The organism is Aliidiomarina sedimenti (assembly GCF_003986955.1).
GTDB lineage: Bacteria > Pseudomonadota > Gammaproteobacteria > Enterobacterales > Alteromonadaceae > Aliidiomarina > Aliidiomarina sedimenti.
On the sequence record NZ_PIPN01000001.1, the window covers coordinates 504887 to 523746 of the forward strand.

Sequence of the window (18860 nt, forward strand, 5' to 3'; positions counted from 1 at the left end):
GGTAATCATGCGATCCGCCCCTGCCATCGGGTCGGATCACGACTCCCATGCATCACACCAAAAATGAGGATAAATCCCTCTTCAACTCTATAAAAAATTCCAAATGGAAACCTAGGCATCAACGCACGCCTAATTTTTTTATGAACGGCGGGGTACTTTAGAGGGGTATCTGCGATTGAATTCAGGAAATAAAGCACGGTATCTAAAAATTCATGACCCAAGCCAGGCAATTGACGCTCATACCAGCTGGCTGCTTGTGTCAAATCTTGCGTCGCTTCTTCCCTGAAACGAATTTCATAAGTCATAGCCGAGAACGTATATCCTCTATTGTCTCAGCCGCAGGGCGGCCGGTATCCCCATCTGTAGCATAAGAAGATAGTCTCTTATCCAGTTCATCTCGCTGCTCGTGAGTTAATGGGAGGGAGCCTTGATCAGAGGCAATACTATCCCACAAGTCTTCTACAAGGCGGACTCTTTCAGTGATTGGAAGCTCTTTGATATCTATATTCATATTCAAATATTACTCCTGACTTTAAAGGATAGCAAAACACAAATCGTCATGGCTGCTTTTCCTACATTAGCCACTATGAAGCGGGCAACGCGCCGATGGTGAGCAAAATTTCACGGGTAATTTGTTCACGTTTCGCGAGGTCGGCCATTCGATTTGGTGTGTCTATATTGAGGGCGAAAAAAATCGGCCCGGTTGGCCATTCTACCCAGCCGACCCACCAGCCGAGGCTCCCGTCCCAACCTGTTTTTGCCCGTAGAATCCAGTCGCGTCCGGCTTCCACTACCATCAGATCTTTTACCAGTCTCTGATCCTCGACTGAAAAAGGCAGTTCGTTACGATACAGCCGTTGCAGAAACTCAATCTGCTCATGCGCCGATATGGCAAGCTCCCCATCAATCCAATACATGCCATTTTCTACTGTAGGGTCGGCGTTGCCATAGTCGCTACGCTCTAAATAGCCTTGCGCATTCTCAGCGCCGATTTGTTCTGCAAATCGCTGATACACCCATACCGTCGAGTTACGCATCGCTGAGCGTAAATCCTGATCACCATTATGCCCGGCGAAATCGCGCTCTACCTCGTCCCACTCAAAGACCTGAAATTCATCCTCAACTACCCCTGCGTCCAGAGCAAAAAGCGTATGCGGGATCTTAAAGGTCGACGCTGGTGAAAAGCGTGTTGCAGCCCGCTCCTCATCAAACACCATCGCAGGCTGACGGTCCGAACGCCCGTCAACCACAACGATGGTGCCTTCAGCATCATGCTCTTCAAATACATCGCTCCATTCAGGGCGTTCCTCGCTGGCCGCAAAAGCGGGAAGTACGATGCTGACCAGTAAGAGTGGGAATAGATTAAGTTTCATTTTATAGCTCGCTCACTTAGGCACAACTGGAAAGCGCATTGAGATCACGTTGGATATCGTCATCTAATTCAGTCACATCCATGTTTCTTAAAAACAGAAAAAAACTCTCGTCATCGGTGGTTTTCAAATACACATTCAACTTCGAATCGCTCCAGGAGAAATTCTCATCCCGGCAAGCGGAAACCAGTCTTAAATCGATATTACCGGCGCCACCTTCATGATTACGGCGATACTCTTTTACCGCTTGCTGTGCGTTGTACATGGTAAGAGCGTCGTCTTCTGACAGCTGCATCACGGTTATGCTTTCATCGTCGTCGAGGTCTTTTGTTAAGCTCTCAGGCACCGCATAGTCATCGTTGATCACGACCGGAAACTGATGATCAAAGCTGACATCTGGGTCGTCGGTCCGGAAACTAAAATCAATAACAACATCACCCTCACGTACTTTCAGTCCCTCAGGCGTTTTCACCGCAACCACCAATTGCTGCGGGTCCATATCCAACGGGTTCAGCCTAACCATTTTGATCATAGTGCCAAGCGGAATGCTGCTACATGCAGTCAACACAACAAGCGCACCGATTAATAAGAGCATTTTATTATTTTTCATAATTAATCCAACTATATAAGGAAGGTTGAACAAAACTGAGCGTCAGACGCCTTCCTGCTCTCAAAGTTTCCTTTAAGAGATTTTATGAGCTTAGATTGGGGAATTGTTAAAGTTTGCTTAAGGCTAACTGAACAGCCTGCGCGGCATGAATTTCGGTAGTATCATAGAGCTTCACTGCTGTGTCCGATGCCTGGATCAAAAGACCAATTTCCGTACACGCCAGGATCACCCCTTGAGCGCCACGCGCTGCCAATGACGTCACTGCATCCAAATACAGGGTTTTCGAATCAGGTTTAATCACACCCAGGCACAATTCATCGAAAATAACAGAGTGAATATCGTCTCGTTGTTGTTCCTCTGGCACAACAACCTGAATACCATGATGCTGGAGGCGCTCGATATAAAACGTCTGCTCCATCGTAAATTTGGTGCCGAGCAAGCCGACACAGGTTATCCCATCCTTTTTAAGCACATTGGCTGTTGCATCGGCGATATGAAGAAAAGGGATCTCGACTGCCTGCTCGATGTCGGATGCAACTTTATGCATAGTGTTCGTACAGAGCACTAAAAAGTCAGCACCTGCCGATTCAACCGACTGGCCAACTGCGCTTAGTATTTTAGCTGTTGCAGGCCAGTCTCCCTGGTGCTGTAACCTCTCAATTTCGGCAAAATCGACGCTGTAGAGAACCAGCTTTGCCGAATGCAATCCACCAAGCTCATCTCTTACTTTCTGGTTTATCAGCCGATAATACGTCTGCGTTGACTCCCAGCTCATGCCCCCAATTAAACCTATGGTTTTCAAGATGAACCTCTTTATTCGCCGGATGACTCTTGATAATACTAAAAATAGACTCGAAATCGACCGCGCTGAAACTCTATTTTACCTTCGCAGTTGGCGCCGTCCTGATTTTTAACCAGGTGCGCTAGTAGGCGCTGCAGCCGTGCTGTGATCCCCAGTCTGGTAAGATGGTGCTGGACCGCACTATCAAGACTCCAGATCAGAGTGCCAGGTTGTGATTCTCCCTCATTCATTCGAAAGGCCAGTGTGCCCTGAACATCGTTCAGAATGGGGAATTCGTCGTGCAGTTTTGCTAATTCAACTTGTGGTGCGCCAGTCATACTCATTTCCCTTACTTGGGACTCTTAAACAGGGTGTCGTTTAAGTATCAGTAACTGGTTGTTTTTTGTCCGATAAGAAAGAGAAAAAGCGGCGTAAAGTTATTAAAGGGACTGTAAGCACAACATACTCAGTGATTTCTAATCCTTTCAATTACAGCGCCAAGAATGACCCAGAACCCATACGTTGCGATCGCAAAAATAGGCACGTAGATGAAGTAAAGTACCCCATAAAGTGCGCCTACAGCATCGGGATCGAAATATGGTATAGCGGTTATAACAATCACTGGTACCAGAATACCAACCAAAATAGCGGTTCTTTCTGCAAAAAGCTGAAGAACGCAAGCTAGCAAGAATGGCACTACGATCAGAACAACAAACATCGCAAACATTCACTATCCCTCCATAGAAACTCCGCTTCATACGACGCTACGGTGCCGTAGCAACCACATACCGCTGCACAACCTCGCCGTTTTCATTGAGCTCCGACTGCAGAACCCCGCCATTGGCGAGAATCATCTTGGCTGATGCTTCATTGTGTTTATGGCAATGGATATGAACTGGATTTATACCGCGCTCAAACGCCTTTTCTAAGGTTAGTTTGAGCAACAAACTACCAAGTCCATGCCCTCTTCGAGCTGGCCGAATGCCAAGCCCAATATGGCCGCCGGCGTGTCGTATACGATCATTCAGATAATGCCTGAGATTGGCCACTCCGACAATTTCATCGCCATCCACAAGCCAGTAGGTCGTCGACGCAACAAAGCCGTCGGGAAGATCAGTACCATTTCTGAAGCGCTCTACCTTGGCGAGCAATTCAGCAAAATCGGAATGGTCAAAATCGAGCGGGAACGGGTAGCGCTCTTCATCGCCAAGCTCCGCGATGTAGTCGCGGTAGCTCTGCTCGTAGTTTGCGTGGGGGAGAACTAATTGCACTGTCTATGTATTCCTTAATTAGGAGACCCTATTCGTAGTGGCTCCATATCCGAAGATCAGTGTACGCCTTCAGGTACGTACTTCAAAATGGACGCTTTATACTTCAGTCACATAGAGTCAGGAACCTACCTCTTCGTTTTGCATCGTTTCAAACAGCGATGCGCCCTGACTGTCTTCCCCGGCAATATCATGGGGGTTGCGCAGCGGACAGGCTTTGAGCGACAGGCAACCGCAGCCGATGCAGTCATCCAGCTGGTCTCTTAATAGCTGCAGCCGTTCGATACGCTCATCAAGCAGACTGCGCCAACGCGTGGACAGGTTATGCCAGTCTTCTACCGTTGGCGTGCGGCCATCCGGCAATGCCGAAAATGCGGCGGCGATGTCTTCCAGCGGCATGCCCAGCCGTTGCGCCGCTTTTATCACCGCCACCCTGCGCAATACCTCACGAAAGTAACGGCGCTGACCGCCCGCATTGCGGGTGCTGGTGATCAGGCCTTTCTTCTCATAGAAACGCAGGGCTGAAGCGGCAACGCCGCTGCGTTTTTCAACCTGCCCGATAGATAGAATTGCACCTTCAACCTTGTAGTTATCCATACCTACTCTTGCACCGGGTAGCGACTGGAAATGGCAATCCGATTCCATGTGTTGATCACTATAGCTAGCCATTCAACAGCTGATATCTCCTCTTTACTCAAATTATCTGCTGCGTGCTGATAGAGCTCATCCGGCAACTGACCGTCTGAAATCATGGTTATTGCTTCGATGAGCTCCAGCGCTGCGCTTTCTTTTACACTGAAATACGCAGTTTCTCTCCACGCGGGAAGTACTGCGATTCGGTCACTGCTCTCCCCGCTGGCCAGTGAGTCCCGTGTATGCAACCTGACACAAAATGCGCACTGATTAAGCTGGGACGCACGCAAACGCAAAAGGTGGGAAAACCCTTCGTCGATACCGGCCTTGTTGACGGCTTCCGACGCCAGCCGGTCCAGCTCGATAACTGCCTGATACAGGTCAGGCGCAGACTTTCCAAGGTTTACTCTATCTGGCATTGTCTTTCTCCTTTAAGCCTTGATGCAGGCTTAACTCTTATTGATCGCTTTATCTTCTACTGACGTTACCCATTCATCGACAACCTGCTCTAAAACCAACAGCGGCAATGCGCCATTCCCGAGGACCACGTCGTGGAAGCCGCGGATGTCAAAATGCTCACCCAATCGCTCTCTGGCATTTTCACGCAGGCTTAGCATTTTGAGGTGGCCGATCTTGTAGGAACTAGCCTGCCCCGGTTGCACCAGATAACGATTGATTTCAGCACGGACATCGCGAGGGTTCATACCCGTCTTTTCAATCATATAGGTTTCAGCTTGCTCCGGCGTCCAGCGCTTGCGATGTAACCCAGTGTCGACCACTAAGCGCACGGAGCGGAACATCTCGGCCTGCAACCGACCCAGGTCGCCGAGCGGATCGTCGTCGTATACTCCCATTTCAGCAACAAGCTGCTCGGCATACAGTGCCCAGCCTTCGGTAAACGGACTGGGGTTAAGAATACGCCGTAATAAAGGCAGATCCTCAAGAGTCTGATTCAGCGATATCTGGAAGTGATGTCCGGGCGCACCTTCGTGGTAAGCAAGGGTCGGCAGACTCCAGCGATTGTTCGATTCGATATCACCGAGGTTAATAAAGAAGGTACCGGGCCGCGACCCATCCATCGCGGGCGGAAAGTAGTAACCACCGGGAGACGTTGCCTCCGCATGTTCGGGTACAGGGAGCACCTGCAATGACTGCTCTGGCACCCGGTTAAAGTACTCTGGGATATAAGGTTCAAGACGTGCAAGTGCTGCTTCAATATCGGCAATCACCTCGTCCCTGCCTGCATCAGAGTCTTCATAACCATAGCGCGGGTCCTTTGCTAATTCCGTCACCCGCTCTCCGACGCTACCTTCGTTCAGTCCCTGAGCACGCAGTAATTCATCCATCTGCTGTTCAACACGGGCTACTTCTTCAAGACCTATCTGGTGGATAGCTTCGGCATCAAGATCGGTGCTGGTATTCCAGCGTAGTGCAGCATCATAAAATGCTTTGCCGTCGGGTAACGCCCATACGCCTCTATTCGGTGGGTTGTCATCCAGTGTGCCTTGCAGACGCTCCAATAACCGTGCGTACGCTGGGTTAGTATGCTCTTCAACAGCGGTTTCGGCGTCGCTCAACAGGGCCTGGCGGCGCTCCGCATCGATCTCAGGAACACCTTCCAGTTTTTCCCGCAGAGCTTCAACAAACACACTGGAGCCGATTTCCGCTGCCAAGAGCTGGCGTATTTGCGTAGCCGCACCTTCCAGTGCGACCTTGGGCGGTATCACCCCATGCTCAGCCTGCATGTCAAAGTTGGCGAGAACCTGATCCAGTTTTTGACCAATGGCCTCGAGTCGGGCGATGTAGTTCAGTGCATCGTCTTCATCGCTGATGGGATGATGGTTCTGCATAAACTGTGGGATCATCACCGGGATGCTAAACAGCTGGTCGACTGCATAGACTGAGCCTCCACCCGGCATCCAGGCCGGGGCCCAGTCAAATGCCAACAGATCGAGTTGAGTCCGATACAACCAGGCTGCCATGTCATGACTCCAGCGCTCCTGCCCCTGCAAATCGTTGCGGTCGTATTCCGCCAGCGCTTCCAATGCCTGCCCGAACTCTGCGCGCAATTGCGCTCGCCGTGATAGTGAAACGTCGCTCATCAGGTGAGACAGATCGCCAATTCCGTCGTCGGTCAGCCCTAGTACGCTGCGCAGTTCCGGATCGGCATTGATAATCTGTGAGGTGAAGTCATCCAGCTGCTGGTGGAAGCTGGACGCATCATCCTGTTTCTCCTCAGCCATGGCTGCCGTTCCCAAAGGAACGGTCAGCGCGAGGCTCAAGGCTAACAACAGTTTTTTCATCAGGTTTTCCTTATTATTGTTAGGACCTATTTTGTTAGGACCAGGCAGCCCGGGACTTACCGGTCGTCATAGGCACGATGCAGCGCCGCAAGATCCAATTTCTTCATTTGCAACAAGGCCTGAGTGACTCGGTTTCGTCGCTCGGGGTCGTTATCGTGAATCATCTCGTTCAAAGCGCTGGGGACTATTTGCCAGGAAAGACCATATTTGTCTTTCAACCAGCCGCATTGCTCAGCTTCAGCGACTGCTGAAAGCGTTTGCCAGTAGCTATCTATTTCGTTCTGATCATCACAATTCACCATAAACGAAATAGCTTCGTTAAACGCAAAGTCGTGCTCCTGGGCACTTTCCATAGCCGCAAACCACTGTCCCTCGAGCGTGAAGTCTGTGAACATGACCGCACCTTCTTGATCCGGCTCCATGCCCGCCGGATAGCGCACCAGCTCACCGCGTTTGCTGTCATTGAAGGTAGCAAGATAGAAATCAGACGCCTCTTCGGCCTTCGCGTATACATCGCCGACGAACATAAGCGAGGGGATAATAAAGGGTCGTACTTCAGCGTCAGGATCAGTGAGAATCAACTGCCACGAGAGACCGTATTTATCCTGAATCCATCCGTAACGCTCGCTAAATGGATACTTATCGATAGGCATCAGCACCTTGCCGCCTTCCGACAGTTTCGCCCACACCTCGTCAATTCGTTTCTCAGCATCGTGATCCTGTAACGGATCGAAGTTCAGCATAAACGACACTGAAGGATTGAACTTGAATAACGGTTCGGCACTAATGGCCATAAACGAGTACCCAGACAGCGAAAAAGACACCAGATCACAGTCACCCGACGGGGTATCCTGCAAGGTCGTGGTGTGGGTGATGGCAGAATCTGGAAAAATGGAACAGTAGAAGTCCGCTGCTTCTGTTGCTTCTTTATCGAACCACAGATTAGGCACGATTTTTTGTTTACTCGCAGTCATTGTATTTTCTCCCGTAAAAGCTGACGAGGGGCATCCAGGTTCGCTGTGGGCCCCTCGCCAGTTAGTCGAATGACGTTGCGCCCAATCGACATACTCTGAAACTGCTGTCAGAGGTTGTTAACCGAAGTCAGTTAACGCCAGTCACGGAAAAGCGGTTCGTTACGCTCCAGTAAAGACTTCAGGCCCGAAAGAATCGCTGGCCAGCCCATGCTGATACCCTGCAGTACTTTACTACCCTCTTCAAAGTGGTCATGAGTCAGTGTTAAACGTACTTTACCCATGTACTTGTCGATCTCGAAAGTCACCCGGGATGGTTTTTCCGGATGGTTGAGGTCGATTTTGTCGCCCTCATAATCCGGCATCTCGTCGTCCACTGCGGGGTCAAACGTATAAGACAGACGTTTGGGCGGATCCGCCTCCAGCACTTTGCCAGACCAATCCAGGGTTCCGTCCTCTTTGAGGTGTTTTACTGGCGAGTCTTTCTTCCAGTCTGATTCTATCGTTCGCCCACCCCAGTACTGCCGGGTGAATTCGCCACTGGTCAGTGCTTGCCACAGCTTATCCTGCGTGGTGTCAATGTAAGTTACATATACAAATTCTGGTTTAGCCATGATTAGCTCCTTTTGAATACTTACGCATCATTTTGATCATCAAGAGCCTTCCTTAGCGTGTCCAGCGCTTGCAAACGCTCGCCTTCAAACTTACCAATCCAGCGGTCGTGAATTTGTTGAATTGGCACAGGGTTGAGGTAATGCAGCTTTTCTCTGCCCTGCCAAACCACCACCACAAGCTGAGCAACCTCAAGCAGCGCCAGGTGTTTTGCAACTCCCTGCCGACTCATTGACATGCACTTACAAAGATCACCCAACGTCTGCCCATTCTCTTTATACAAAAGGTCCAGGAGTTCCCGGCGATGAGGGTCAGCGAGCGCTTTAAATACATTGTTCATATCAGTAGTCATAAACCTCATTATGCAACCATATGGTTGCATGTCAAATTGTATTTAAAGCGATGTGCAAAATATGGTTATATTGATTATGCAAAATGAGGCCACAACGGCGGTGTTAAGCGATGTCAGTCTTGAATACGTCTGTAATTTGCAATATCTGCCTCGATGCCAAGTCTTGCCATCGTTTCCTGCGGATTAAATCCGCTCTCCGCATGAGCCTGCACCACAACATTGCGCGCTGCATCAATTGATTGCTGATTTTCCCATTCAGCTATGGTGACTATATTGAACTGGCCCGGGCCGGCAACCTGCTCAAGAAGCGTATCCCGAATGAAACCTGGCTGGCGGCGAAGCACCTGGTCAGTGTCACGCACTTTTTTCAGGAACTCGTCCTTTGCAGCCTGTGGGACTGAAAATTTATCCACCCGGTATATACCTGTTTTAGTTGGCACACTCGACCTCCTTAGTCTGGTTCTGAAGTTTCGCTTGTTACACAAGTGCCAAGCATAAAACTTAAACCTAAGTTGAGGTCAAGGCGCGCCGCCGGGCTTTTTTATCTATGACTCTGATGTCTGTCTCTTCACCGCCTGAAGAATCACTTGCCACTCCTCAGCATGCAGTTCATGCCCTGTGCCTTGTAGTGTAAGCAGTTCCGAATTAGTTATAGCTCCCCCGGTTGCATATAAAACCAACTGGTTAGGGTTTCAACGATCGCGGCAGCTCTTCTGACTGCCACAGCCCTAAACCAAAACCATCAGGGTCCAGAAAATCCGCGCTCCAACCACCAGGCGCTTCCGAAACCGGGGTCACAATAGTCACACCGGCGTCTGTCAGCTCAGCAACCACATCATCAATCCCGCCTTCAATGACATCAAATACTAAGGCCGGCGTATTTCCCCGTTTGCCTTCCATCTGAAAGAAGATCAGGTCCAGGCCATTTTCCAGACGCCCCTGCAACCAGAAGGGTTCAGCGCCTTCCATTCGTTCCAGATCAAGAGACAGAGTGTCGTTGTAGAATTTTTCTGTACGCAGGATATCGCTGACATAAAAAACGATGCTGGCGTGCTTGGGTTTAAAGCTCATAAGGTTTTCCTCATTGGTTTAGTTACCTTAGTATTGCCACCAGACTCCGTTTTGTGAGCACGAATCACAAAAAGATGACCATCTAGGTCATGACTGGCCAAAACTCCCTCCTGATGAAGCAGCTTTGACAACAAAGCACTGCGAATACAGCCGTAATCTACCTCTTTATTTAACCCGATCAATTCAGAGGGCATCACGGTATCAGTTGTGGTTATCCGACATTTTAGATCTTGAATACGCTGGCGAAGCGCGACGTCTGTCAGGTTCAGCAAGTACGCGATCTCTTTTCGAGTATGACCCGACAACACTAACGCTGCGACCGCTTTAAGAGCTGGCGTCAAGGTATAAAGCAGTTGGGAGATCTCCTGCTGATCGTCAAGCGACAAGTTCGAAGGCTCCATTTGCCACTGGCTTTCACGGCTTCTTCTACGAACCGCTCCACGTAAGGCCATTCGCGCTTTATTGCGCACTGTGCCCACTAACCATTTTCTGGTTTCAACGGCGTCGAAATCTAAGCGATTAGACAGAAAAGCCGCCACATAGGCGTCCTGTACAACGTCTTCCGCTTCACTGACATCGTTCATGATATGTCGCGCGAGCGAGCAAAGCTGAGCATATTGGCTGAGGCGCACCGAAGGACTCCAATCGAATACTAACAGGCAGCATTTGGTTAACTGATAACGCAGCATAAGACAGAAATTGGCCAAAATACAGCCAGCTAATAAATTGAAACTTCCTAAATAAGTTCTAAAAACCTCTTTCCTTAGAATTTTTCCTATTGTATATTTTAGACGTCTAGACATCTATATATCTATAATGCAAAAAAGAGGATTTATTTTTATGCCCAAAACGTTCGTGCTCTCATCATTAGCCTACCTGGTAGGAGTCGCTGCGGCTGCAGCATCTCCATCTCTTCTGGCCGTCGATGCCAATTCAGAGATGGAACGTGTTCAGGTCACCGGATCTCATATCCGTCGCACCCACAATGAAGACGCCACCCCGCTGCAAATTCTCTCTGCAGAGGACATTGAACGAAGTGGAAAGATCACCCTGACTGATGTCTTACGTGATCTCACGGTGAACACCGGTAATAGCTATGATGAACAGTTCACCAGTAGCTTTTCCGCAGGTTCCGCCTCTATTGGTTTGCGTGGATTAAGCCCCAAAAACACGCTTCTACTGGTCAACGGCCAGCGCGTCTCCAACTACGGGTTCGCTCTGGGTACGCAAGACACTTTTGTGGACTTAAATGCCCTGCCCCTGGGCGCCGTTGAGCGCATTGAAGTGCTGAAAGACGGCGCTTCGGCTGCTTATGGTTCAGATGCAATTGCCGGAGTGGTCAATATTATTCTGCGTCGTGACTACGAAGGCGCGCGTTTATCAGCTTCCGCCGGTGGCGCGACTGAAGGCGGCCTGAACCAATACAGCGCGGGCATTCTGGCTGGTACGGGTGATTTGTATGACGATGGTTTCAACGTCACCTTAAGCATCGACTTGCTCGAACGCGACGAGCTGAACGCCGGTGAACGAAAAATTACCCGCAGCGGTGACTTCAGGCACCAGCCTGGCGGGCGTTTGGCGGGTTGGTTGACTCAAGGCGGCAATTACCTTGATGACCCTCAGAATCCACGGCCCTTTGAACAATGCCCTGGCGAATCGGAACTGCGCAACTGGACCGATTTTACACCAGGTCGCGACGGTCAGGTCTGTGCCTTTAATGGCCAGCCTTACAACACTCTGCAACCTGAAGTCAGTCGCCGTCAACTTTCACTGCAAAGCACGTATCGGATTACCCGGCAGGTAGAAGCCTTTGCTGAAGCTCTGTATAGCTACAACGAATCGAGCCACACCTTTGGCGCTCCGTTGAGTATCGGGCCAGGCCTGCGTGCTTATGATCAGGCCAGCGGAACCTTAGTCAACATTCCCGTGGTTTTTCCGGTTGGTCACCCCAATAATCAGGGGGACGAAACTTTACCCTTTGAGTACACCTTCTTTGATGTCGGCGAACGGCTTAAATCGAATACCCAGATCTTCAATCGCTTTTTAGTCGGGGCCCGTTATCGCGGCGACGTCTGGGACGTTAATTTTAACGCCCTGCAGTCGCAAAGCCGCCAGCGGGAGTATGTTGACAACTTTATTAACCGATATGCCTTCGAAGAGCTGCTCGAGAGTGGCGATTACGACTTTGTGGGCGGTAACAACAGCGCCGAGGCTATTGAGTCATTACGCCTCGACACCCGTCGTCCGGGCTTTTACCAGACCCAGTCGGTGAATCTGAATGCTTCCCGCACCTTAGCTCACTGGCGCTACGGCGATGTCGGTTTCGCTACCGGCGTCGACTGGCGTAACGAGAAAATGGATGCTGGCACGTCACCAGAAGTGCTCTCAGGTACAGAGCTACGCCCTGCTATTAATCTGGTCAATGGTGAGCGCGATGTGGTGGCAGGCTATGTGGAACTAGACTTTCCACTTCTCGAGGGACTGAACGTAAACACCGCCGTGCGCGCTGATCATTATGATGATTTTGGTAGCGCTGTTTCACCCAAGATTTCAGCTGATTACCTGCTCAGCGATGACTGGTTACTGCGCGGTTCGTGGTCACGTGGATTCAGAGCACCGTCGCTACCGGAAATATCACAAAGTAACACGATTAGTTACGGCTCAGTCATTGACCCTAATGACCCCGTCGAACCCGGCGTCACCCGCGGCTTCACTCAGTTAAGAAGTGGTAACCCTGATCTCGAAGCGGAACGCTCAACCAACGTCAACGTCGGTCTGGTTTGGTCACCGCAACGTGGCTTAAGCGCTGCTATTGATTACTTCCGCATTGAACAGGATAACGTCATTTCGCCTGATAATGCGCAGTTCATTATCAATAATGAAGCGGACTTCGCTGACCGCATTCAGCGTGACGATGCTGGCAGACTGCAAATTATTACCAATCAGTATGCCAACCAGGGAACCCGCACCACCTCCGGCGTCGATCTGGATCTAAGTTACCGTTTCAGTTTCTTGGGCGGTGACACTCAACTCAGTACCAGCTGGTCTCGTTTGCTCGAATACCAGCAAGCTCTGGTGGCTGACCAGCCTGCCGTGAACGGCGCAGGTAACAATCAATTTGGCGCACTGCCCAAATGGAAAAGTAGCAGCGTGGCAAACTGGCAACGCAATGACTGGTCTTTAACATTAAGCGCCAACTACACCCATGGTTATGCACAGCGTATCGCAAGCGAAAGCAGCAACCCTGGCCTTAGTGACCGGGTCAGTAGCCACACCTCGATTAATTCGCAGGTAAGTTATGCCGGTTTTGCGCGCACCGTAATCAGTTTGTCAGTACAGAACCTGTTGGACCGACAACCGCCGTTCGACCCGTCGGCGGGGTCTTACTTTTATGACATTACTCAATACAACGCGCGTGGACGCTTTGTTGACTTAGCCGTACGTTACGAGTTCTAACCCACCAGCCCGGCACTTAGGTTTTTTCTTTGAATCAAGGTGTCGGACTTTTACTTGCAACCGTTACGTTACAGGTTAAGTTTCGAATCCGCGGCTGCATAAAACGCCAGCTGGTCTGCATGAGCTTTTGCAAAGGCTGGGCGAGCAGTCGCTCGCGCAATGTAGGCACGGCTCGCACTGTGTTGCTCTAATCCATTGAATCGATCAACCAGACGCAGCGCGTCGACCATGACAATATCAGCGACTGAAAAGTCATCGGCCAGCCATTCACGCTCAGCCAACTCCTGCTCCATGTGGTGCAGTCGACTTTGCAGAAAGTTATCCAGGATTTTACGCCCGGGTGTAGCTTCATGGTCGTCTGAAAACATAAAAAACGACCAGGGTACCGTTGCCATTTCTACAGAGTTGAGTCCGGCGAATAACCATTCGATCACCTTATTACGACCTAGAGGCTCATGAGGCATTAAAGCAGTACTTCGCTCCGCCAGATACAACAGGATAGCACCGCTCTCAAAGATAAAAACATCACCATCACTCAGCCACGGAACCTGACCAAAAGGTTGTCGTAAAAAATGCTCTTTTTGCCGGTTGTTGAATGGAGTGCTCTCGACACGATAGGCTAAACCCGCCTCCTCCAAAGCCCAACGCAACCGTATGTCACGCACGTAACCACGGGGCGTTTCCGGCACCCAGTCAAAGGTAGTAATAACAAATTCAGACACGTTGTTTCTCCTTTTAGCCTATTTTTCTAACCACTTTCAGGAATTCCAGCCGGGTCCATCCACATAGCTTCCCAGACGTGACCATCGGGATCCATCAGGCTGCGACTATACATCCAGCCATAATCCTGAGAAGAATTGATATCTTTTTTACCACCATTTTCAGCAGCTACGCTGTTCATCGTATCAACAGCTTCCCGGCTATCACACGACACGGCAAGTAACACTTCGCTCGAGGTAGCAGGTGGAATAGGACGGTCGGTGAAGGTACGCCATTTGGCATGAGTCAGTAACATGACATTGATCGCCTCACTCAAAACCATGCAGGCGGCAGTGTCATCAGTAAAGTCGGGGTTATTCTCGAAGCCGATAGCTTTGTAGAAATTCATCGACGCAGCAAGATCAGTGACAGGCAAATTTATGAAAATCATTCGGGACATGGGGTAATTTCTCCGTAATGTTGAAAAGGAGACAGCCGCATACGCTGTCTCTCTGTAGTCGAACAAGCGGAGATGATATCGACAGTGTCGGGAAAATTATCTGCTTAGCTATATCGCGCCTGTCGCATTACTTCACGTAGGCAAAATAGTCAGTAACCCCTGAGTCGCAGCCAAGCTGGTTCAGCAGTGTGGTGATTTGGCCACGATGATGGGTTTGGTGATTAAACATATGAATAGCTGCCAACCAGGCAGAATGTTCGCGTTGTTGCCCCTTTGAATTGCTATAGCGCATGGTTTGCGCAAGCAATTCGTCTGACAATTCCTCAACCCATTGCGTAATGACCTGGTCAGTAGCCTGTCGCTGAACGAGTAATTCGGAGAAATCACTGCACAGTTCCTGCCTCAATGATGAGAACTCATGAACCAGCGCCGCGCCACTCAGCGACGACATCTGCGGAAAGGCGATAGCAAAACGCCCCAACCAAATCCTGTCCGCCAGCAGAATATGATTCAGCGTGCTGTGAATAGAGCCGAAGAACGCACCCATGTCCTGCTTGCGTTGCTCATCGCTAAGTTTTGCAATTTGCCCCAACAGCAACTGATTGAACTCGCGATTGTATTTAGCGAACCCGCGAAACTGCTCTTGATGCGCTCCCATTCAACCTCCTCCCCCGAGTATCTAAATCCTTTTCGCCATTGGATGATCGGGATTCAGTTGCAGTAAATCCCAACGATTTCCATATAAATCCTCAAATACAGCCACTGTGCCATACTCCTGACTTTTCGGTTCACGAATGAATTTTATATCAACTGATTTCATGTATTCATAATCTCGCCAAAAGTCATCAGTACTGAGAAATAGAAATACTCGGCCGCCCGCCTGGTTACCAACCACATCACGCTGCTGTGGCTTTGACGCCTTTGCGAGAAGCAACGTCGTCCCTTGTGAATTCGGCGGAGCAACTACCACCCAGCGTTTATCTTTTTCAGGTTGATAACTATCTTCAATAAGCTCAAATTTCAGCTTATTCACATAAAAATCTATCGCTTCGTCGTAGTCTTTTACTACTAACGCGATATGAATGATGCTCTGTTTCATTTATCTTCCTGTTAAAAGGCGTCAATAGGCACAACGCCTGTGCGCACGACTACGGAGTCCTGTTGTTTTACGCAAGAGCCATTGGGAGGCGTAGCTGCCGCCGCATAAGGGTTGTATTCTATGATTGAAGTTACTGAATTAGTTTTATGACAGCAAGTTCTAAGGCTGAATTTGTTCCGGGTTGAGTCGGTACAAACGCACCGAGCGGCCGTAAAACTCAAGGACTTCGAATGCGCTGAAGCCGGCTTTCTGAGCGACTTTTAATGACGCCACATGCTCGGGCTCGATGATGACCACGACCGATTTACAGAGTTTATGAGTGAATACATAGTTCAGCACGCCTTCGGCGGCCTCGGTCGCCAGCCCCTTGTTCCAGTAGGCTGCGGCGAGCCGGTAACCAAGGTTCATTTCTTCGATGCCGGCGACCATCTCCGGTGAAACACCACAAAAACCAATCAGCGTGCCATCTTCTTTATCGATGAGCGCCCACGGCCCGACGCCATAGGCTTCGTAGCATGCCATACACCATTGAATGAATCCTCGGGTCGCTGTCTCGTCACAGACACCGCCAATCGAGTGTTTCATTACTTCAGGATCATTCAGGATCGCAGTCAATTCGGGAACGTCTGCTAGCGTTAGCGGCCGTATGATCATTCTTTGCGTTTCACAAATCACGCACCTTTTCCTCACTTAAGGTTCCGCTCTTGCAACGCGGTGGCCAGGGTCGTTACAACCTTCCGTCCGGCACATACCAGGTCTTCACCACAACACTAAACCGCCCTGCCTGCACCGCAGGGTCGTTATTTGCGATTCGCTCAGCGTCTTCCAGCGACTCTGCACGCAACAACGTTAGCCCGCTAATGCCATCGCTCGCGTCAGCAAAGCCGCCAGCGGCGACAGCGGTGCCTGAATGCTGCAATCCAAGTTGGTACTGGATATGCTGTTGCATAATCGCCTGAGTGGCGGCCGGGTCACTGTCATCCGCATGCTTTGGCCCTTGTTTTACGACCACTGCATAAAGGGTGTCCCACTCGGTGGGCATGTCATAAATGGTTTCACCATCACCCTGTGTATGTTCATCCTGCGCGTTCGATGCGGCAGTAAAAACTAACAGTGCGCTAACTAATAGTAGTAAGGATCGATACATTGTTTCAGCCCTGGTTTCAATCGTACTGTGGTAGCCATCTTACGCAGGTTCAGACCACACCGCATATTCGTTGCCATTCGGATCGGCAAAATGAAAGCGCTGGCCGCCAGGGAAATCATAGGTATTCTGCACAATGATGCCGCCTGCCGACTTCACCCGCTCCTGGGCTTGGTCAAGATCGGCACTGTACAGCACCACTAATACGCTGCCGTTTTCTGTCGTTGCGACATTGTCTGATTTATAAAACCCACCATCGAGCCCTGCGTCCTGAACTGCCACGTAGTCCGGGCCATAATCAACAAACGACCAGTCAAACGCAGCACTGAAAAACCGCTTCGTCGCTTCAATATCCCGCGACGGTAATTCGACGTAATTTATTTTTCCATTCTCTTTCATATCGTTCTCTCTCAATAATTTGTCCATTAGCCAACTACTGTTCGTTCAGGTACGCTCCTCATCACGCAACGTCAGTACTTCAAAGCCGTTGGCGGTGACCGCGATGGTGTGCTCCCATTGAGCAGACAACTTTTTGTCACTGGTGACGACGGTCCAGCCGTCTCTTTTGGTTTTAATTTTAGCCTTTCCCTGGTTGATCATCGGCTCAATGGTGAAAGTCATTCCTTCGCGCAACTCCAGGCCTTTGCCTTTCTCACCATAATGAAGCACCTGGGGATCTTCATGCATTTCCCGACCAATACCATGACCGCAGTATTCACGCACTACCGAATAGCCGTTCCTGGTCGCGTATTGCTGAATAGCGTAGCCCACATCACCCAGGGTTGCACCGGGCTTCACCACCCGGATGCCTTCCCACATGGCGGCGTAGGTTTTGTCGACCAGGCGTTTGGCTAAGGGGCTAACATCACCAATCAGGTACATTTTGCTCGAATCAGCAATAAAACCGCCTTTTTCCAGCGTAATATCGACATTGACAATATCGCCGGATTTCAGTTTTTGGGTGCTGGCCGGGACCCCGTGACAGACTACCTGATTCACTGATGTATTCAGTACATACTGGTAGCCATACTGCCCTTTACTGGCTGGCCGGGCGTTCAGCTCATCAACGATATAGCGTTCAGCCCAGTCGTTGATTTGCATGGTGGAAACGCCAGCCTCAATTTTATCGTCCAGATACGCAAAAACTAACGCCAGCAAGCGCCCGGATTCACGCATGAGTTGCAGTTCACTCTCACTTTTCAGACTTAGGTTATCCACCGGCAACCGCCTTTATTTCAACATCAGCATGCTTCAATTGCTCACTCATGATTTGGCTAAACGACTTCGACGGATTGGCCTCAGCCAGCATTCCGACTTTAATCCAGAATTCGGCCTGGGCGTTGATTGAACGCACCATAACCGAACTCGATTTTCTGATTTCCTCATGCAGTTCGTCACTGATTTTAACGATACCCATAGTCACCCTCTGTTATACGATCTATATATGAAGCGTATAACAACAAACAGCAGTCCGCAATAGCTCGTCGAGCTGGCGTTACCAGGGGAAATATGGGTTACGGAATACGGGCAATAACTTTTATTTCAAAGTCAAAGCCAGCTAACCAATTTACCCCGATTGCGGTCCAGTTTGGGTACGGCGCTTCGGGGAATACGCTTTGTTTGACTTGCATAATGGTCCCGAACTGATTCTCTGGATCGGTATGAAATGTCGTCACATCGACAATATCGTCCAGTGTGCAGCCCGCTGCAGCCAGTGTTGCCTGCAGGTTTTCAAAAGCCAGTTCAACCTGACGTGAAAATTCCGGCTCCGGGCTGCCGTCTTCACGGCTGCCAACCTGCCCCGAGACAAACAGAAGATCGCCGGAGCGAATAGCAGCCGAATAGCCATGCTCCTGATAAAGTGCATGTCTGTTGGCCGGGAAAATAGCTTCACGTTGTTGCATAACTCAGTCCTCATTTTGGTAAACATTGAATAATTGAAGTGTCGCTTGTGCTATACCCTACTGCGATATTGAAGTAATATACGGCACGTATGTAGAATGAATTTATACGCGTCGTATGTCAATATTT

General features: G+C 49.9%; 28 protein-coding genes. 1 reads left to right on the plus strand and 27 read right to left on the minus strand.

The genetic code is table 11. From position 1 onward, the window contains the following. Nucleotides 1-5: 5 nt before the first annotated feature. The 17 genes from CWE12_RS02400 to CWE12_RS02480 all read right to left on the minus strand — a co-directional run bounded on the left by CWE12_RS02400 (nt 6) and on the right by CWE12_RS02480 (nt 10774). Nucleotides 6-305, minus strand: coding sequence for a type II toxin-antitoxin system RelE/ParE family toxin (locus CWE12_RS02400; protein ID WP_126788070.1), 300 nt, complete (start codon nt 303-305; stop codon nt 6-8). Beyond that, nucleotides 302-511: an addiction module protein gene (locus CWE12_RS13750; protein ID WP_126788494.1), complete on the minus strand. Its 210-nt coding sequence runs from the start codon at nt 509-511 to the stop codon at nt 302-304. The genes CWE12_RS02400 and CWE12_RS13750 overlap by 4 nt, the downstream gene beginning before the upstream one ends. A 73-nt stretch (nt 512-584) precedes the next feature. After that, on the minus strand, nt 585-1373 hold the full coding sequence (gene blaOXA, locus CWE12_RS02410; protein WP_126788071.1) for a class D beta-lactamase: 789 nt from the start codon (nt 1371-1373) through the stop codon (nt 585-587). 16 nt (nt 1374-1389) lie between these two features. Beyond that, entirely contained in the window at nt 1390-1980 is a 591-nt protein-coding gene (locus CWE12_RS02415; RefSeq protein WP_126788072.1) for a hypothetical protein, read from the minus strand. A 106-nt stretch (nt 1981-2086) separates the two neighbouring features. Further along, a complete protein-coding gene (locus CWE12_RS02420; RefSeq protein WP_126788073.1) occupies nt 2087-2782 on the minus strand; it encodes an aspartate/glutamate racemase family protein in 696 nt (231 codons plus the stop codon). A gap of 38 nt (nt 2783-2820) precedes the next feature. Beyond that, nucleotides 2821-3099 carry a hypothetical protein gene (locus tag CWE12_RS02425; protein ID WP_126788074.1) on the minus strand — a complete coding sequence of 93 codons (279 nt, stop codon included), beginning with the start codon at nt 3097-3099 and terminating at the stop codon, nt 2821-2823. A 128-nt stretch (nt 3100-3227) separates the two neighbouring features. Further along, the gene (locus CWE12_RS02430; protein WP_126788075.1) at nt 3228-3488 is read right to left on the minus strand and encodes a hypothetical protein; all 261 of its coding nucleotides are present in this window, start codon (nt 3486-3488) and stop codon (nt 3228-3230) included. A 37-nt stretch (nt 3489-3525) separates the two neighbouring features. Then, nucleotides 3526-4032, minus strand: coding sequence for a GNAT family N-acetyltransferase (locus tag CWE12_RS02435; protein ID WP_126788076.1), 507 nt, complete (start codon nt 4030-4032; stop codon nt 3526-3528). A gap of 117 nt (nt 4033-4149) precedes the next feature. Further along, a complete protein-coding gene (gene soxR / locus CWE12_RS02440; protein WP_126788077.1) occupies nt 4150-4626 on the minus strand; it encodes a redox-sensitive transcriptional activator SoxR in 477 nt (158 codons plus the stop codon). Between the two features lie 2 nt (nt 4627-4628). After that, nucleotides 4629-5081, minus strand: a complete 453-nt coding sequence (locus CWE12_RS02445; RefSeq protein ID WP_126788078.1) for a carboxymuconolactone decarboxylase family protein — start codon at nt 5079-5081, stop codon at nt 4629-4631. 30 nt (nt 5082-5111) lie between these two features. Further along, the gene (locus CWE12_RS02450) at nt 5112-6965 is read right to left on the minus strand and encodes a DUF885 domain-containing protein (RefSeq protein WP_126788079.1); all 1854 of its coding nucleotides are present in this window, start codon (nt 6963-6965) and stop codon (nt 5112-5114) included. Nucleotides 6966-7021: 56 nt separating this feature from the next. Beyond that, nucleotides 7022-7939 carry a VOC family protein gene (locus CWE12_RS02455; protein ID WP_126788080.1) on the minus strand — a complete coding sequence of 306 codons (918 nt, stop codon included), beginning with the start codon at nt 7937-7939 and terminating at the stop codon, nt 7022-7024. 131 nt (nt 7940-8070) lie between these two features. Continuing rightward, on the minus strand, nt 8071-8550 hold the full coding sequence (locus tag CWE12_RS02460; RefSeq protein ID WP_126788081.1) for an SRPBCC family protein: 480 nt from the start codon (nt 8548-8550) through the stop codon (nt 8071-8073). A gap of 20 nt (nt 8551-8570) precedes the next feature. Further along, entirely contained in the window at nt 8571-8888 is a 318-nt protein-coding gene (locus CWE12_RS02465; protein ID WP_241984115.1) for an ArsR/SmtB family transcription factor, read from the minus strand. A gap of 125 nt (nt 8889-9013) precedes the next feature. Further along, entirely contained in the window at nt 9014-9340 is a 327-nt protein-coding gene (locus CWE12_RS02470; RefSeq protein WP_126788083.1) for an antibiotic biosynthesis monooxygenase family protein, read from the minus strand. Nucleotides 9341-9584: 244 nt separating this feature from the next. Beyond that, nucleotides 9585-9971 carry a VOC family protein gene (locus tag CWE12_RS02475; RefSeq protein ID WP_126788084.1) on the minus strand — a complete coding sequence of 129 codons (387 nt, stop codon included), beginning with the start codon at nt 9969-9971 and terminating at the stop codon, nt 9585-9587. Next, entirely contained in the window at nt 9968-10774 is an 807-nt protein-coding gene (locus CWE12_RS02480) for an RNA polymerase sigma factor (RefSeq protein WP_126788085.1), read from the minus strand. The genes CWE12_RS02475 and CWE12_RS02480 overlap by 4 nt, the downstream gene beginning before the upstream one ends. Before the next feature lie 37 nt (nt 10775-10811). On the opposite strand from CWE12_RS02480, the gene CWE12_RS02485 reads away from it, so the two are divergent. Next, nucleotides 10812-13427, plus strand: coding sequence for a TonB-dependent receptor plug domain-containing protein (locus CWE12_RS02485; protein ID WP_126788086.1), 2616 nt, complete (start codon nt 10812-10814; stop codon nt 13425-13427). Nucleotides 13428-13495: 68 nt separating this feature from the next. On the opposite strand, the gene CWE12_RS02490 is transcribed toward CWE12_RS02485, so the two are convergent. From CWE12_RS02490 to CWE12_RS02535, 10 genes are all read right to left on the minus strand, one after another. Then, the gene (locus CWE12_RS02490) at nt 13496-14149 is read right to left on the minus strand and encodes a glutathione S-transferase family protein (protein WP_126788087.1); all 654 of its coding nucleotides are present in this window, start codon (nt 14147-14149) and stop codon (nt 13496-13498) included. Between the two features lie 26 nt (nt 14150-14175). Next, entirely contained in the window at nt 14176-14586 is a 411-nt protein-coding gene (locus CWE12_RS02495) for a VOC family protein (RefSeq protein ID WP_126788088.1), read from the minus strand. A gap of 127 nt (nt 14587-14713) precedes the next feature. Continuing rightward, nucleotides 14714-15244, minus strand: coding sequence for a DinB family protein (locus tag CWE12_RS02500; RefSeq protein WP_126788089.1), 531 nt, complete (start codon nt 15242-15244; stop codon nt 14714-14716). 21 nt (nt 15245-15265) lie between these two features. Then, entirely contained in the window at nt 15266-15685 is a 420-nt protein-coding gene (locus CWE12_RS02505; RefSeq protein WP_126788090.1) for a VOC family protein, read from the minus strand. 159 nt (nt 15686-15844) lie between these two features. Beyond that, nucleotides 15845-16339: a GNAT family N-acetyltransferase gene (locus tag CWE12_RS02510; RefSeq protein ID WP_126788495.1), complete on the minus strand. Its 495-nt coding sequence runs from the start codon at nt 16337-16339 to the stop codon at nt 15845-15847. 73 nt (nt 16340-16412) lie between these two features. Next, nucleotides 16413-16832 carry a YciI family protein gene (locus tag CWE12_RS02515; RefSeq protein WP_126788091.1) on the minus strand — a complete coding sequence of 140 codons (420 nt, stop codon included), beginning with the start codon at nt 16830-16832 and terminating at the stop codon, nt 16413-16415. 39 nt (nt 16833-16871) lie between these two features. Continuing rightward, on the minus strand, nt 16872-17228 hold the full coding sequence (locus CWE12_RS02520) for a VOC family protein (protein WP_126788092.1): 357 nt from the start codon (nt 17226-17228) through the stop codon (nt 16872-16874). A gap of 45 nt (nt 17229-17273) precedes the next feature. Further along, on the minus strand, nt 17274-18047 hold the full coding sequence (gene map / locus CWE12_RS02525; RefSeq protein WP_126788093.1) for a type I methionyl aminopeptidase: 774 nt from the start codon (nt 18045-18047) through the stop codon (nt 17274-17276). Next, complete coding sequence (locus tag CWE12_RS02530) at nt 18040-18246, minus strand: ParD-like family protein (protein ID WP_126788094.1); 207 nt, start codon at nt 18244-18246, stop codon at nt 18040-18042. Before CWE12_RS02530 ends, map begins: the two co-directional genes overlap by 8 nt. A gap of 97 nt (nt 18247-18343) precedes the next feature. Next, on the minus strand, nt 18344-18733 hold the full coding sequence (locus tag CWE12_RS02535; protein WP_126788095.1) for a RidA family protein: 390 nt from the start codon (nt 18731-18733) through the stop codon (nt 18344-18346). Nucleotides 18734-18860: the final 127 nt, after the last annotated feature.